Raw genomic sequence first — 14,403 nt, forward strand, 5'->3', positions numbered from 1 at the left:
GAGTCCAATGATGCAAATCAATCTGACGGGTCATCACATCGACGTCACCGATGCGCTGAAGTCCTATGTCGACAGCAAATTCGAGCGTCTGGCACGCCACTTCGACCACGTCATCAACGCCCATGTCGTCCTGAGCGTCGAGAAGCTCGAGCAGAAGGCCGAGGCCACGCTCCATGTCAACGGCGGCAAGGTCTTCGCCGACTCCGTGCACGAGGACATGTATGCGGCCATCGACGGCCTGATCGACAAGCTCGATCGCCAGGTCATCCGCTACAAGGAGAAGAAGAGCAGCCATCGCGGCGGAGCCGTCAAGGTGGCCGAATCCGAATGAACCCGGCCACTCCACGCCCTTGGAAGCCGTGTCTTCCGAGGTGATGGATGCAACGCCCGTCACACCTCGGAGGCCGGCACCCCGCCGGCGTTCGAGGTGTCTTTCTATCGAGACGGCGACGGACGCCGGCCGCCGGAGCGATCCGGCGCCGGCCGCGCCCGTCCGCCCGAGGTACCCCAATCCATGACCAGCATCGAATGCCGGCGGCATCCTGGTTGGATCAGCCATCACCCCCTGGCCGCCTGCGGGCGCGCCGGCGGTTAGCAGGAGTTGGAGCCATGTTAGGCCCTGACCTGATCAACGAAGCCCGTATCGGATGCGGCCTCGAGATCGCCAGTAAGAAGCGGCTGCTCGAGACGCTGGCCGAGTTGCTCGCCGGCGACCACCCCCGACTCCAGCCCGAGACCGTCTTCGAGCATCTGCTCGAACGCGAGCGTCTGGGCAGTACCGGACTCGGCCACGGCATCGCCCTGCCCCACGCACGCATGAAGGACGTCGGCGAGGTGGTCGGCGCCTTCGTGCAGACCGTCAAGGGCGTCGATTACGACGCAGCCGACGGCGAGCCGGTCGACCTGGCCTTCGCGCTGCTCGTGCCCGAGGCGGCCAACGAGGAGCATCTGCGGCTGCTCGCGCATCTGGCCAGCCTGTTCAGCGACCCGAACATGCGCGTTCGACTGCGTGAATCCGGCTCGTGCGCCGAGATCCTGCGCGTCCTGAGCGCCTTCTAGGCCCATGCAGCCCGGTCGATTCACATGATCGACAGCCTCCAGAGCGTCGTCGTCCAGACTGGCGCCCAGCTCAAGCTGCGCTGGCTGACCCCGGAACCCCAGGCCCCTCGCCCGCTGCGCGGGGCCGATCCTGGGCAGTCGCTCATCGGTTCGCTCAATCTCATCCACCCCAATCGGCTCCAGGTCGTCGGTCCGCCCGAACAGACCTATCTGGCGGCACTCGGGCGCACCGCCCACGACGAGACGCTCGACAGGCTGTTCGCCGACCAGCCGGCGGCCATCATCCTGAGCGACGCCATCACCCCGAACGCGGATCTGCTGGAGCGTGCCGGCGCCACCCGGACGCCGTTGCTCGGCTCCACGCTCGGCGATCAGGAACTCATCAACCATCTGCGCTACTTCCTCACCCAGGCCCTGGCCGAGCGCAAAACCATCCACGGCGTCTTCATCGAGGTGCTGGGCATGGGGGTGCTCCTGATCGGGGCGCCGGCCGTCGGCAAGAGCGAACTGGCGCTCGATCTCATCACGCGCGGCCACCGGCTGATCGCCGACGACGCGCCGCGTTTCGCCCGCATCGCGCCCGAGGTGATCGAGGGGAGCTGTCCGGAGACGCTCAGGGACTTCCTGGAAGTGCGCGGACTTGGAATCCTCAACATCCGCGCCATGTTCGGCGAGGGCGCGGTCCTGCGTGACAAGACGCTCAATCTCGTCGTCGATCTCCAGCCGCTGGCCCAGCCCGAACTCGAATGCATCGACCGGCTCACCGGCAGTCTGTCGGCCATGAACGTGCTGGGCGTGGCCATCCCCAAGATCATCATGCCGGTGGCGCCGGGCCGCAATCTGGCGATCCTGGTGGAAGCGGCCGTCAGGCACCAGATCCTGCGCATCCGTGGTTATGACGCCGGCGTGGACTTCATCGACCGCCAGGCGCGCGCCATCCGTCTGGACCGGCCCGATCCACCCGTCGCCCGAGACTGAATCCCGAACCCGATCGCTCGACAGGAGGCACGCCCCATGCAACTGATCATCCTCAGCGGTCTGTCCGGCTCCGGCAAGAGCATCGCGCTCCACACGCTGGAGGACATGGGTTTCTACTGCATCGACAACCTGCCCTTCTTCCTGCTCCAGGATCTGGTGCTCGGGCTGCACGAGACGCTCGACGAGGCTTTTGGCAAGACGGCGGTCGGCATCGACGCGCGCGGCAATCCCGAGGCCCTGCGCCGGCTGCCCGAGCTGGCGAGCGCGGCGCGCGAACGCGGGATCGACTGTCGCGTGCTGTTCCTGGAGACCCAGCTGGAGATCCTGATCCGGCGCTACAGCGAAACGCGGCGCCGTCATCCGCTCACCCACAGCGACCGCTCACTGCGCGAGGCGATCCAGCTCGAACAGGAGTTCCTGGAGCCGGTGCGCAAGCGCGCCGACCTGGTGATCGACACCACCCAGACCAATGTGCATGAACTGCGCGATCAGGTGCGCGGCTGGCTGCTGGGCGGGGAGTCGCCCCGGATCTCGATCCTGCTCAAGTCCTTCGGCTTCAAGCATGGCGTGCCGCCCGACGTCGATTTCGTGCTCGACGTGCGCTGTCTGCCCAATCCGCACTGGGAGACCGAACTGCGGATGCTCACCGGACTCGATCCCGAGGTCGCGCGCTTCCTGGAGTCCAGCCCCGAGGCGCTGAACATGCGCGCCGACATCCTCGCCTTCTTCGAGCGCTGGATCCCGCGTTTCGAGACCGACGGACGCAGCTATCTGACCATCGCCATCGGCTGCACCGGCGGTCAGCATCGCTCGGTCTACATGACCGAACGGCTCGGCGAGCATCTGGAGTCGCTCGGTCACAAGGTCATCGTCCGCCACCGGGAACTGGCGTGAGCGTCGGCATCCTGCTCGTCACCCATCGTTCGCTCGGGGTGGATCTGCTGCGCATCGCCGGCGAGATCCTCGGCCGGGCGCCGGTCGGAGTCGCCTGCTGCGAGGTCGTCAACGACACCCCGCCCGAGGAGATCCTCACCCGTTGCCGGCATCTGGCCGCGACCATCGATCAGGGCGAGGGCGTACTGGTGCTGACCGATCTCTATGGCGCCACCCCGGCCAACGTCGCGCGCGCATTCGCCGACTCGCGCGCCCAGGTGCGCGTGGTCAGCGGCCTGAACCTGCCGATGCTGCTGCGGACCCTGAATTACACCGCGCTCGACCTCGAGGGTCTGGCCGAGAAGGCCCTCAGCGGCGGTCGCGACGGCGTGCGCGGCAGCGACTGAGGCGCGTTCGACCCGAATTGTCCTCAGTCCCATTCGAACGCCTCCAAATCCGATTCAGGTACTACTCTTACCCAGAAGGATCACACCGGATGATTCGCCAAGAACTCGAGATCCGCAACAAACTCGGTCTGCATGCGCGGGCGGCCGCCAAACTGGTGCAGTGCGCCAATCGCTTCGAGAGCGAGGTCAGGGTCGAGCGCCGTGGCCAGAGCGTCAACGGCAAGAGCATCATGGGCGTCATGATGCTGGCCGCCAGTCAGGGGACCACGGTTGTGGTCGAGGCCACGGGCCCGGACGAACAGGAGACCATGGCGGCCATCGAACAACTCATACTGGACCGCTTCGGAGAACCAGAGTGACTCTCGCCTTCCAGGGCATCGGGATCGGCGCCCCGAACTCGATCGCACTGGGTCCGGCCTTCGTCGACATCCGTGGACAGGGGGGCGTGACCCACGCACCGATCGGCGCCGACGAGATCCAGGACGAGATCGCCCGTTTCGATCTGGCGGTCGAGGCCGCGCGCGGCGCGCTCAAGCGGGTGCATGCCCAGATCCCGCCGGACACGCCGGTCGAGATCGTCGAGTTCATCGACACCCATCTGCTGATGCTGGAGGACACGGCGCTCATCGACGGCGTGCGTCATATCGTGGCCGAGCAGCTGTGCACCGCCGAATGGGCGCTGCAACGCCAGCGCGATACCCTGATCGCGGTCTTCGACCGCATGGACGATCCCTATCTGCGCACGCGCCGCGACGACATCGAGCACGTGGTGCGCCAGATCCAGATCTTCCTGCGCGGCGAGCCGAGTGAACCGACACTCGCGCCACGGGATCTGGACGGCTATGTCGTGGTCGCGCGCGACCTGATGCCCGCCGATGCCATCCTGCTGCATCATCGCGGCGCCGTGGCCTTCGTCACCGAGTACGGCGGTCCCATGTCGCATACCGCGATCCTGGCGCGCAGTCTCGGCGTGCCGGCGGTCATGGGGCTGCACGATATCAGCCGCTATCTGCGCGCCGGAGAACTGCTGATCGTCGACAGCGCCAGCGGGACGGTCATCGCCAATGCCGATGAACGAATCGTCGATGACTACCGCCAGCGCCTGCGCGAGATCCAGGTGCGCCAGAGCCGACTGCGCACGCTCGTCGACCGCCCGGCCCGCACGCGCGACGGCATGGAGATCCGGCTCCAGGCCAATCTGGAGCTGGCCGAGGACGTCGAGCTGGCCAAGGCCAATGGGGCGCACGGAGTCGGACTCTATCGCACCGAATTCCTCTACATGAACCGCGCCGACCTGCCGGACGAAGAGGAACACCTGGCCAACTACAGCGCCATGCTGGGCGCGCTCGACGGTCGTCCCATCACCATCCGCACGCTCGATCTCGGGGTCGACAAGCACAGCGAGGCCCTGGCCCGGCCCGGCTCGAACGTCAGCAATCCCGCGCTCGGGCTGCGCGCCATCCGGCTCTGTCTGAAGGAACCCGAACTCTTCCGGCCTCAGGTGCGCGCCATCCTGCGCGCCTCGGCGCTCGGCCCGGTGCGGCTGATGCTGCCGCTCGTCACCAGCGTGCACGAGATCGACCGCGTCCTGACCATCGTCGCCGAGCTCAAACGCCAGCTCGACCGCGACGGACTGGCCTATGACGCCGCCATGCCGATCGGGGCCATGATCGAGGTGCCCGCCGCCGCGCTCACCGCACACGCCATCGCGCGCCGGATGGACTTCCTGTCGATCGGCACCAATGACCTGATCCAGTACACCCTGGCCATCGACCGGCTGGACGATGCGGTCAACGACCTCTTCGACCCGGCGCATCCGGCCATCCTGCGCCTGATCCGGCTCACCATCGAGGCCGGACGCGCGCTCGACGTCCCGGTCGGGATGTGCGGCGAGATGGCCGGCGATCCGCGCTTCACGCGCCTCCTGCTCGGCATGGGACTGCGCGAGTTCAGCATGCAGCCCGGCGCCCTGCTCGACATCAAGGAGATCCTGCTCGACTCGGATGCCGACGCTCTGGCCCGGCGCGCCGACCAGTTCTTCGCCCGACTCGACGAGTCCGACTCCACCGATCTGCTCGCGGTCTTCGACGCCGCCTGAGCGTCCACGCCCGCGCCCTGAACTGGTAGCATAGTCGTCTCCCGGCTCGTACCGGACGATCCGGACTCCCGACTCAGCGACCGCGCCAGCAGGTGACCATGAGCCTTCCCGCGACCTCCATTGCCGACAACACGCGCCTCGAGGATCTGCGCCGCGTCCTCGAACAGGGCGCGGTGCGTCAGGCCGCGCGTATGCTCAATGCCCTCCAGCCGGCCGAGATTGCGCATCTGCTCGAATCCTTGCCGCACAAGGAACGCGAGCTGCTGTGGAACCTGGTCGATGCCGAATACGACGGCGAGGTGCTGGCCTATCTGCACGACGACGTGCGCGAGCAGCTCATCGCCCTGATGGATGCCGGCGAGCTGATCGCCGCCATCGGTACGCTCGACACCGACGACCTGGCCGACCTCATCCAGGATCTGCCGCTCGCCATCACACGCGAGGTGGTCAAGTCGCTCGATCAGCAGCGGCGCGACCGGCTCGAAAAGGCGCTCTCCTATCCCGAAGACAGCGCCGGCGGACTCATGAACAGCGACACCGTGACCGTGCGTCCCGAGATGACGCTCGACGTGGTGATCCGCTATCTGCGCCGACTCAAGGACGGGCTGCCGGACATCACAGACAACCTGATCGTGGTCGACCGCAAGGGCCGTTATCTGGGCGTGCTCTATCTGACCGATCTGCTGACCCATGACCCGGAGGACTCGGTCGCCGAGGCCATGACACTCGATGTCCAGGCCATTCCGGCGACCTGGAGCGCGCGCGAGGTCGCCACCCGGTTCGAGCAGCACGATCTGGTGACGGCGCCTGTGGTCGACGAAGAGGGCAATCTGCTCGGACGCATCACGGTCGACGACGTCATGGACGTCATCCGCGAGGAGGCCGATCATCAGTTCCTCGGTCAGGCAGGCCTGTCGGAGACCGAGGACATGTTCGCGCCCGTGATCCTGAGCGCGCGCCGCCGCGCTCTCTGGCTGGGAATCAATCTGCTCACGGCGTTTCTGGCCGCCTGGGTCATCGGACGCTTCGAGGACACCATCCAGCAGATCGTGGCGCTGGCGGTATTGATGCCTGTGGTCGCCAGCATGGGCGGCATCGCCGGCACGCAGACGCTCACGCTCGCCATCCGCGGGCTGGCGCTCGGTCAGCTCACGTCCAACAACAGTCGCTGGTTGCTGATGAAAGAGCTGGCGGTGGCGGCCATCAACAGCGTCATCTGGGCGCTGGTGGTGGCGCTGATCGCCTGGGTCTGGTTCAGTGATCCCGAGATCGCGCTGGTCATCGGCGCGGCGATCAGCATCAATCTGCTGGCCGCCGCCTTGGCCGGGGCGCTGCTGCCGCTGGCGCTCGAACGGTTCGGCATCGACCCGGCGCTGGCCGGCGGGGTCATCCTGACCACAGTGACGGATGTGGTCGGCTTCCTGTCTTTTCTGGGGTTGGCGACCCTGTTTCTGCTCTGAGGGCGGATCGTCTGTTCAGCCCCCTCTCCCGCGAGGGGATAGGGGCTGGACGGCTCACTCGAAACCGGCTGGTGCGGCCTGATGCCAGTGCGTCGCGTGCTGGTAGCGGTGGGCGACATTGAGCAGACGGGCTTCCTGGAAGTAGTTGCCGATGATCTGCAACCCGACCGGCAGACCGTCGACGGGTTCGACGGGGATCGACATCCCCGGCAGTCCGGCGAGGTTGGTGGCGATGGTGTAGATGTCGTTGAGATACATCGACACCGGATCGTCCATCTTGGAGCCGAGCTGGAAGGCGGTCGTGGGGCTGGTCGGTCCCATGATGACGTCGACCTGCTCGAAGGCGCGTTTGAAGTCGTCCGCGATCAACTGGCGGATCTTCTGCGCCTTGAGATAGTAGGCGTCGTAATAGCCGGCCGAGAGCACATAGGCGCCGATCATGATCCGGCGCTGGACCTCGGGACCGAAGCCCTCGGCGCGACTGCGCTCATAGAGGTCTTGCAGGTCTTTCGGATTGTCGCAGCGATGGCCGTAACGCACCCCATCGAAGCGCGCCAGGTTGGATGAGCACTCCGCCGGCGCGACCACATAATAGACCGGCACCGAGAGCGGGCTGTTGGGCAGGCTGATCTCGACGATCTCGGCGCCGAGCGCCTCGTACTCCTTGATCGCCGCCATGACCGCATCGCCGATGCGCGCATCGAGTCCGGCCCCGAAGTATTCCTTCGGCAACCCGATGCGCAGACCATGCAGATCGTCGTCGAGCGCATCGACATAGTCCGGAACCGGGACATCGGCGCTGGTCGAGTCGCGTTCATCGAAGCCGGCCATCTCGTCGAGGATGAAGGCCGCGTCCGCCGCCGAGCGCGCCATGACCCCGGCCTGATCGAGCGAGGAGGCGAAGGCGATCATGCCCCAGCGCGAGCAGCGTCCATAGGTCGGCTTGATGCCGGTTACGCCGCACAGCGCCGCCGGCTGACGGATCGATCCGCCGGTGTCGCTCGCCGTGGCCGCCGCGCACAGTCGTGCAGCCACCGCCGCCGCCGAACCGCCCGAGGAACCGCCCGGCACGCGGGCCGCGTCCCAGGGATTCCTGACCGGGCCATACCAGCTCGTCTCGTTGCTCGACCCCATAGCGAACTCGTCCATGTTGGTCTTGCCGAGCACCACGGCGCCGGCCGCCGCCAGCCGCTCGACGATGGTCGCGTCATAGGGCGCGACGAAGTCGTCGAGCATCCGCGAACCGCAACTGGTCTTCAGACCCTGGGTACAGAAGATGTCCTTGTGCGCGATCGGGATGCCGGTCAGCGGCCCGGCCTCGCCGGATCTGAGCGTCTGGTCGGCACGCTCGGCCGCCGCGAGCGCCGATTCGGCCGCCACCGTGATGAAGGAGTTCAGCGCCGGATCGAGCCGCGCGATGCGCTCCAGATAATGCCGGGTCAGCTCAACGCTGGAATAGGTCCGCAGCCGCAGATCGGCGGCCATTTGAGCGATCGATTTGTTCTGCATCAGTCGATGACCTTCGGAACCAGATAGAGTCCGCCCTCGGTCAGGGGGGCGATGGACTGGAAGTGTTCACGCTGGTTGGATTCGGCGGCGACGTCCGGGCGCAGACGCTGGACCATGTGCAGCGGATGGGCCATGGGCTCGACGCCCGAGGTGTCGACCGCGTCCATCTGAGCGACCAGGTCGAGGATATTGGAGAGATCCGTGGCATAGCGCGCGCGCTGCTCGGGAGCGATGGCGAGCCGGGCCAGATGGGCGATCTTGTCGATGTCTGAGGAATCCAGTGACATGTTGAAACGGCCGTTGGCGGTAAAATGGGCGAAAATAGCACAAAAGGGCGTCGGGGCGGGCGACTCGACCCGGCCTTCCCGAAGACCCGACACCGCCGGTGCCTTGCCGATCCAGTCCCGCATTGCTAGATTAGCGCCCCAATCATCCAGGGATCCCGTATCGGAACCGAGACCCGGGCTACTCCTCTTCTGCGACGCCGCACCCATCCATGGCGTTCCTTACCACCCGGAAGGTATCTTTACCGATGTTCTTCAGAAACATTCGCGGAATGTTCTCCAATGATCTGTCGATCGACCTGGGGACCGCCAATACCCTGATCTATGCCCGTGGTCGCGGCATCGTGCTCAACGAGCCATCAGTCGTGGCCATCCGGCACGAACGCCAGGGCGGTACCAAGACGGTGGTGGCCGTCGGCGAGGAGGCCAAGCAGATGCTCGGCCGCACCCCTCAGAACGTCACCGCGATCCGGCCGATGAAGGATGGCGTCATCGCCGACTTCACCGTCACCGAGAAGATGCTCCAGTACTTCATCCATAAGGTGCATGAGACCAGTTTCCTGCGTCCCAGTCCGCGCGTGCTCATCTGCGTGCCCTGCGGCTCGACCCAGGTCGAGCGCCGTGCCATCAAGGAGTCGGCCGCCGGCGCCGGCGCGCGCGAGGTCTATCTGATCGAGGAGCCCATCTCGGCAGCCATCGGCGCGGGGCTTTCGGTGCACGAACCACGCGGCTGCATGGTCATCGACATCGGCGGCGGCACGGCCGAGGTGGCGGTGATCTCGCTGAGCGGCATCGTCTATGCCGAGTCGGTACGCATCGGCGGCGACACCTTCGACGACGCCATCGTCAACTATGTGCGCCGCAACTACGGCACCCAGATCGGAGAGGCCACCGCCGAGCGCATCAAACACAGCATCGGTTCGGCCTTCCCGGGCAACGAGGTGCTGGAGATCGACGTCAAGGGCCGCAGTCTGGCCGAGGGCGTGCCGCGCAGTTTCACGCTCAACAGCAACGAGATCCTGGAAGCGCTCCAGGAACCCCTGTCGATGGTGGTGCAGGCCGTCAAGATGGCGCTGGAAAAGACCCCGCCCGAGCTGGGCGCCGATGTCGCCGAGCGCGGCATCGTGCTGACCGGCGGCGGTTCGCTGCTGCGCGGCTTCGACCGGCTGATCGAGGAGGAGACCGGACTGCCGGTGATCGTGGCCGAGGATCCGCTGACCTGTGTCGCTCGCGGAGGCGGGATGGTGCTGGAGATGCTCGACACGCAGGAGAGCGCCTTGTTCGCGACCGAATGACAGCCAAGAGCGTTCGCGGACGCTCTCGACGAGGACTGCCGTCATCAAACCTCTGTTCAACCCAGGCCCATCACCCAATGTCCGCGTCATCCTGGCCGTGCTGATGGCGCTCGGGTTGCTCGTGGCCGATCACCATCAGCATCACCTGGAGCTGCTGCGCACGGCGCTCTCACTCGTGACCTATCCGCTGCAACTGGCCGCCGACCGGCCCAGCCAACTCTTCCGCGAGGCGCGCGAACGCTTCGCCGGTCAGGACATCCTGCGTGACGAGAACACCGAACTGCATCGCGAGAACCTGCTGCTCAAGGCGCGGCTCCAGCAGTTCGAGTCGATGGAGGCCGAGAACGCACGTCTGCGCGACCTGCTCGGTTCCTCGCTCGACGTCGGCGAGCGGGTGCTGATCGCCGAGATCATGGCCGTCGAGCTCGCACCCTATCGTCAGCAGGTGATGGTGAACAAGGGCACCAATGCCGGGGTCTTCGTCGGTCAGCCGGTGCTCGACGCCAATGCGGTGATGGGGCAGGTCATCCGCGCCAATCCCTTCTCGTCGGTGGTGCTGCTGATCACCGACTCCGATCACGCCCTGCCGGTCGAGGTCAACCGCAATGGACTGCGCACCATCGCCGCCGGCACCGGCCCCAATCAGGATCTCGAACTGCTCTACATCCCCAAGAACGCCGATATCCAGGTCGATGATCTGCTGGTGACATCCGGGATGGACGGACGCTTTCCTTCCGGCTATCCGGTGGCGCGTGTCAAGACGGTGCGCCAGGATCCGGACAACCCCTTCACCACCGTCCTGGCCGAACCCACGGCCCGGCTCGATCGCAGCCGCGAAGTCCTGCTGGTCTGGAACCTGAACGAGACCTCGCGCCTGCAGGCCCTGACCGCCGAGGCCCTCAAGCCCAGGGACATGCCGCCGTGAAGACCGTCAAGAAACGTTCGAGCAAGCCGTCTTACAAGCCTCGTCAGCCCTTCTGGCCGATCGCGCTCTCACTCACGCTGGCGATGTATCTGACCATCCTGCCGCTGTCGGACTGGCCCTGGGACTACCGTCCGCCCTGGACCGTGCTGGCCATCCTCTTCTGGTGCTTCGCCACACCGCGCCGGGTCGGCATCTTCACGGGGTTCGTGGTCGGCCTGATGCTCGACGTGCTCACCGGCGCCCTGCTCGGTCAGCACGCGCTGGCGCTCTCGGTCACGGCCTATCTGGCGCTGGTGCTGCGCCCGCGCATCCGCATCTTTCCGCCGTGGCAGCAGGCTTTCTTCGTGGCCCTGATCCTGTTGACCGAGCGACTACTGACGCTTTGGATCATCGGCGCGACCGGGCAACCGATGCCGGCCCTGACCTACTGGATCTCGGCGCTGGTCGGTCTGGCGTTCTGGCCGATCATGGCCTGGCTGCTGGTGCCTTTCGAACGTCGTCTGGGGTTGGGTTGAGCGACATGCTCGAAAGCAGTCTGGAGGATCGCCAGCGCGAACAGCGTCTGGTCAGGACGCGCGCCATCGTGGCGGGCGTGTTCGTCGTCCTTGGGCTGAGCCTGATCCTGGCGCGGCTGTTCCATCTGCAACTGGAGCTTCACGAGCACTTCACGGTCCTGTCGACCGAGAACCGGGTCAAGATCCAGCCGGTACCGCCCAACCGTGGGCTGATCTTCGATGCCAAGGGCGTGGTGCTCGCTGAGAATCATCCGTCCTTCTCGCTGGTGATCACGATCGAGAAGGTCGAGGATCTGAAGGCCACCATCGACGAGCTCAGAAAGCTGATACCGATCGAGGATGGCGACCTGACGCGCTTCGAGCGCCTCAAACGCCAGCGCATGCGCTTTCAGCCGGTCCCCATCCGCTTGAACCTGACGTCCGAAGAAGTAGCCCGCTTTGCCGTCGACGGCTATCGTTTCCCCGGCGTCGAGGTCCATGCCGAGCTGATCCGTACCTATCCCAAGGGCGATCTCACGGCCCATGTGCTCGGCTATGTCGGACGCATCAACGAAAAGGAACTGGCGCGCATCGACAAGGGCAACTATGCCGGCACCAACTTCATCGGCAAGGGCGGCGTGGAACTGGCCCACGAGGACGTGCTGCACGGCAAGGTCGGCTATCAGCAGGTCGAGGTCAATGCGCGCGGACGCATCCTGCGCACGCTCGAGAGCACGCCGCCGGCGCCGGGTCAGGATCTCTATCTCTATCTCGACATCGCGCTGCAACAGGCGGCCACCGAGGCGCTCGGCGCGAATCGCGGCTCGATCGTGGCCATCGATCCGCGCAGCGGCGGCGTGCTGGCCCTGGTGAGCACACCGAGCTTCGACCCCAATCTCTTCGTCGAGGGGATCAGCCAGAGCAATTACGACGCCCTGCTCCACTCACCCGACAAACCGCTCTACAACCGCGCCATTCGCGGTCAGTATCCGCCCGGCTCCACGGTCAAGCCTTTCATCGGGCTCGGCGGTCTGTCGCTGGGTTTCGTCACGCCGCGCAAATCGACCTTTTGTCCGGGTTACTTCTCGCTGCCGGGTCAGAAGCACCGCTTCCGCTGCTGGCGGCGCGGCGGGCATGGCACGGTCGATCTGGAGCTGGGCATCGTGCAATCCTGCGATGTCTATTTCTACTGGCTGGCCAACCAGATGGGGGTCGACAAGCTCCACGCCTTCCTCTCGGAATTCGGTTTCGGTTCGCGAACCGGCGTCGATGTCTCGGGCGAGCTGCCCGGACTCCTGCCGTCGCGCGAATGGAAGGAGCGCGTACGCAAACAGCCCTGGTATCCGGGCGAGACCCTCATCATGGGCATCGGCCAGGGCTATTTCCTGGCCACGCCCATGCAACTGGCGGCGGCCACCGCCGCCCTGGCCAACAAGGGGCACTTCATCCAGCCGCGACTGGCCTATGCGCGACGTGTGCCGGGGGCCGACGTGGCGACCGTCTTCCCCACGGTCGCGCGTCAGATCCAGATCACCAATCCGGGCGATTGGGACATCGCCATCGAGGACATGGCCAAGGTCGTGGAGAGCCAGCGCGGAACCGCCAAGCGCATCCACTCCAACGACTACCGGATCGCCGGCAAGACCGGCACCTCGCAGGTCTTCACCATCGGCCAGAAGGAGCGCTACGACGCGTCCAAGATCTCGGAGCGTCTGCGCGATCACGCGCTCTTCGTCGCCTTCGCGCCGGTCGAGGATCCGCGTATCGCCGTGGCGGTGATGGTGGAGAACGGCGGTTCGGGCAGCGGGACCGCCGCGCCGATTGCGCGCCGGGTCATCGATGCCTATCTCGGCGGCACGCCGCTGCCGGACGAATCGGAGACGAAGAGCGATGGCGACTGATCCACTGTCCTCACGGGCGAACTGGGAGGTCGATGCCAGCGAGGGGGGCTGGCTGCGCCGGCTGCACATCGACGCTCCGCTCATGACCGGACTGCTGGCGCTGTGCGGCTTCGGCCTGGTGGTGCTCTACAGCGCCGGCGACAAGGAATGGGTGATGGTCGAGCGTCAGCTCCTGCGTCTGGGCATCGCCTTCGGCATCATGCTGGCCATTGCTCAGATCTCCCCTGGCCAGTTCAAACGCTGGTCGCTGGGGCTCTATGGGCTGGGCGTGTTGATGCTGGTGGCCGTGCTCCTGGTCGGCGACATCGGCAAGGGCGCGCAACGCTGGCTGGATTTCGGCGTAGTGCGCTTCCAGCCCTCGGAATTGCTCAAGCTCGCCGTACCCATGACCGTGGCCTGGGTGCTGGCGTTGCGCCCCTTGCCGCCGCGTCTGTCGGGCGTGTTGCTGGCGGCCGTGCTGAGTCTGATCCCGGTCGGGTTGATCGCCAAGCAGCCGGACCTGGGCACCTCGCTGCTGGTCCTGAGCGCGGGCGTCATGGTGCTCTTCATCGCCGGGCTGAGCTGGCGCATGATCACTGGACTGATCGCCATCGCCGCCGCCGTGGCGCCGCTGGTCTGGATGCACATGCACGACTACCAGCGCGCGCGCGTCATGACTCTGCTCGATCCGCAGTCCGATCCGCTGGGCAGCGGCTATCACATCATCCAGTCGCAGATCGCCATCGGTTCGGGCGGGCTTTCGGGCAAGGGATGGCTCAACGGTACTCAGTCGCACCTGGAATTCCTGCCCGAGCGCCACACCGACTTCATCTTCGCCGTGATCGGCGAGGAGTTCGGCTTCACCGGCATCCTGGCCCTGATGGCGCTCTATCTGTTCATCATCGGACGCGGGCTGATGATCGCCGCGCGCGCCCAGGACAACTACGAGCGCCTGCTCGCCGGCGGCCTGACGCTCGTGTTCTTCGTCTATCTGTTCGTCAACACCGGCATGGTGAGCGGTCTGCTGCCGGTGGTCGGCGTGCCCCTGCCGCTGATCAGCTATGGCGGCACCTCGATGGTGACACTCATGGCCGGTTTCGGGATACTGATGTCGATCGAGACCCACCGTGCCAGGAAATGA

Annotated in this window: 15 protein-coding genes; 13 read left to right on the forward strand and 2 right to left on the reverse strand. The window is 66.0% G+C overall.

Translation table 11 applies throughout. The features are described from left to right. Positions 1-10 precede the first annotated feature (10 nt). The 8 genes from hpf (at position 11) to mgtE (ending at position 6,875) form a co-directional block, all read left to right on the forward strand. Positions 11-331: a ribosome hibernation-promoting factor, HPF/YfiA family gene (hpf, locus tag HW932_RS11680; protein WP_012972019.1), complete on the forward strand. Its 321-nt coding sequence runs from the start codon at positions 11-13 to the stop codon at positions 329-331. A gap of 278 nt (positions 332-609) precedes the next feature. Then, entirely contained in the window at positions 610-1,059 is a 450-nt protein-coding gene (locus HW932_RS11685) for a PTS sugar transporter subunit IIA (protein ID WP_176976670.1), read from the forward strand. A gap of 24 nt (positions 1,060-1,083) precedes the next feature. Then, a complete protein-coding gene (gene hprK / locus HW932_RS11690) occupies positions 1,084-2,037 on the forward strand; it encodes an HPr(Ser) kinase/phosphatase (protein WP_176976671.1) in 954 nt (317 codons plus the stop codon). A gap of 36 nt (positions 2,038-2,073) precedes the next feature. Beyond that, positions 2,074-2,931: an RNase adapter RapZ gene (rapZ, locus tag HW932_RS11695; protein ID WP_176976672.1), complete on the forward strand. Its 858-nt coding sequence runs from the start codon at positions 2,074-2,076 to the stop codon at positions 2,929-2,931. Then, entirely contained in the window at positions 2,928-3,317 is a 390-nt protein-coding gene (locus HW932_RS11700; protein ID WP_176976673.1) for a PTS sugar transporter subunit IIA domain-containing protein, read from the forward strand. The genes rapZ and HW932_RS11700 overlap by 4 nt, the downstream gene beginning before the upstream one ends. A gap of 89 nt (positions 3,318-3,406) precedes the next feature. Next, the gene (locus HW932_RS11705) at positions 3,407-3,676 is read left to right on the forward strand and encodes an HPr family phosphocarrier protein (RefSeq protein ID WP_176976674.1); all 270 of its coding nucleotides are present in this window, start codon (positions 3,407-3,409) and stop codon (positions 3,674-3,676) included. Next, a complete protein-coding gene (gene ptsP, locus HW932_RS11710; protein ID WP_176976675.1) occupies positions 3,673-5,415 on the forward strand; it encodes a phosphoenolpyruvate--protein phosphotransferase in 1,743 nt (580 codons plus the stop codon). Before HW932_RS11705 ends, ptsP begins: the two co-directional genes overlap by 4 nt. A gap of 98 nt (positions 5,416-5,513) precedes the next feature. Next, the gene (gene mgtE / locus HW932_RS11715; RefSeq protein ID WP_176976676.1) at positions 5,514-6,875 is read left to right on the forward strand and encodes a magnesium transporter; all 1,362 of its coding nucleotides are present in this window, start codon (positions 5,514-5,516) and stop codon (positions 6,873-6,875) included. A gap of 54 nt (positions 6,876-6,929) precedes the next feature. Here mgtE and gatA read toward each other — a convergent pair whose 3' ends face one another. Both gatA and gatC read right to left on the reverse strand, forming a co-directional pair. Then, positions 6,930-8,384, reverse strand: coding sequence for an Asp-tRNA(Asn)/Glu-tRNA(Gln) amidotransferase subunit GatA (gene gatA, locus HW932_RS11720; protein WP_176976677.1), 1,455 nt, complete (start codon positions 8,382-8,384; stop codon positions 6,930-6,932). After that, positions 8,384-8,671 carry an Asp-tRNA(Asn)/Glu-tRNA(Gln) amidotransferase subunit GatC gene (gene gatC / locus HW932_RS11725; protein ID WP_176976678.1) on the reverse strand — a complete coding sequence of 96 codons (288 nt, stop codon included), beginning with the start codon at positions 8,669-8,671 and terminating at the stop codon, positions 8,384-8,386. The genes gatA and gatC overlap by 1 nt, the downstream gene beginning before the upstream one ends. Before the next feature lie 245 nt (positions 8,672-8,916). Between gatC and HW932_RS11730 the strand changes: the two genes are divergently transcribed. The 5 genes from HW932_RS11730 to rodA are packed head-to-tail and all read left to right on the forward strand — an operon-like array spanning position 8,917 to position 14,403. Continuing rightward, a complete protein-coding gene (locus HW932_RS11730) occupies positions 8,917-9,963 on the forward strand; it encodes a rod shape-determining protein (protein WP_176976679.1) in 1,047 nt (348 codons plus the stop codon). 52 nt (positions 9,964-10,015) lie between these two features. Next, positions 10,016-10,888, forward strand: a complete 873-nt coding sequence (gene mreC, locus HW932_RS11735; protein ID WP_222932357.1) for a rod shape-determining protein MreC — start codon at positions 10,016-10,018, stop codon at positions 10,886-10,888. Next, positions 10,885-11,403 (forward strand): rod shape-determining protein MreD, encoded by a 519-nt coding sequence (gene mreD / locus HW932_RS11740; RefSeq protein ID WP_176976680.1) that lies wholly within the window; start codon positions 10,885-10,887, stop codon positions 11,401-11,403. The genes mreC and mreD overlap by 4 nt, the downstream gene beginning before the upstream one ends. Before the next feature lie 5 nt (positions 11,404-11,408). Then, the gene (mrdA, locus tag HW932_RS11745) at positions 11,409-13,283 is read left to right on the forward strand and encodes a penicillin-binding protein 2 (protein WP_176976681.1); all 1,875 of its coding nucleotides are present in this window, start codon (positions 11,409-11,411) and stop codon (positions 13,281-13,283) included. Next, positions 13,273-14,403: a rod shape-determining protein RodA gene (gene rodA, locus HW932_RS11750; RefSeq protein WP_176976682.1), complete on the forward strand. Its 1,131-nt coding sequence runs from the start codon at positions 13,273-13,275 to the stop codon at positions 14,401-14,403. Before mrdA ends, rodA begins: the two co-directional genes overlap by 11 nt.

It is taken from the genome of Allochromatium humboldtianum (genome assembly GCF_013385175.1).
Taxonomy (GTDB): Bacteria; Pseudomonadota; Gammaproteobacteria; order Chromatiales; family Chromatiaceae; genus Thermochromatium; species Thermochromatium humboldtianum.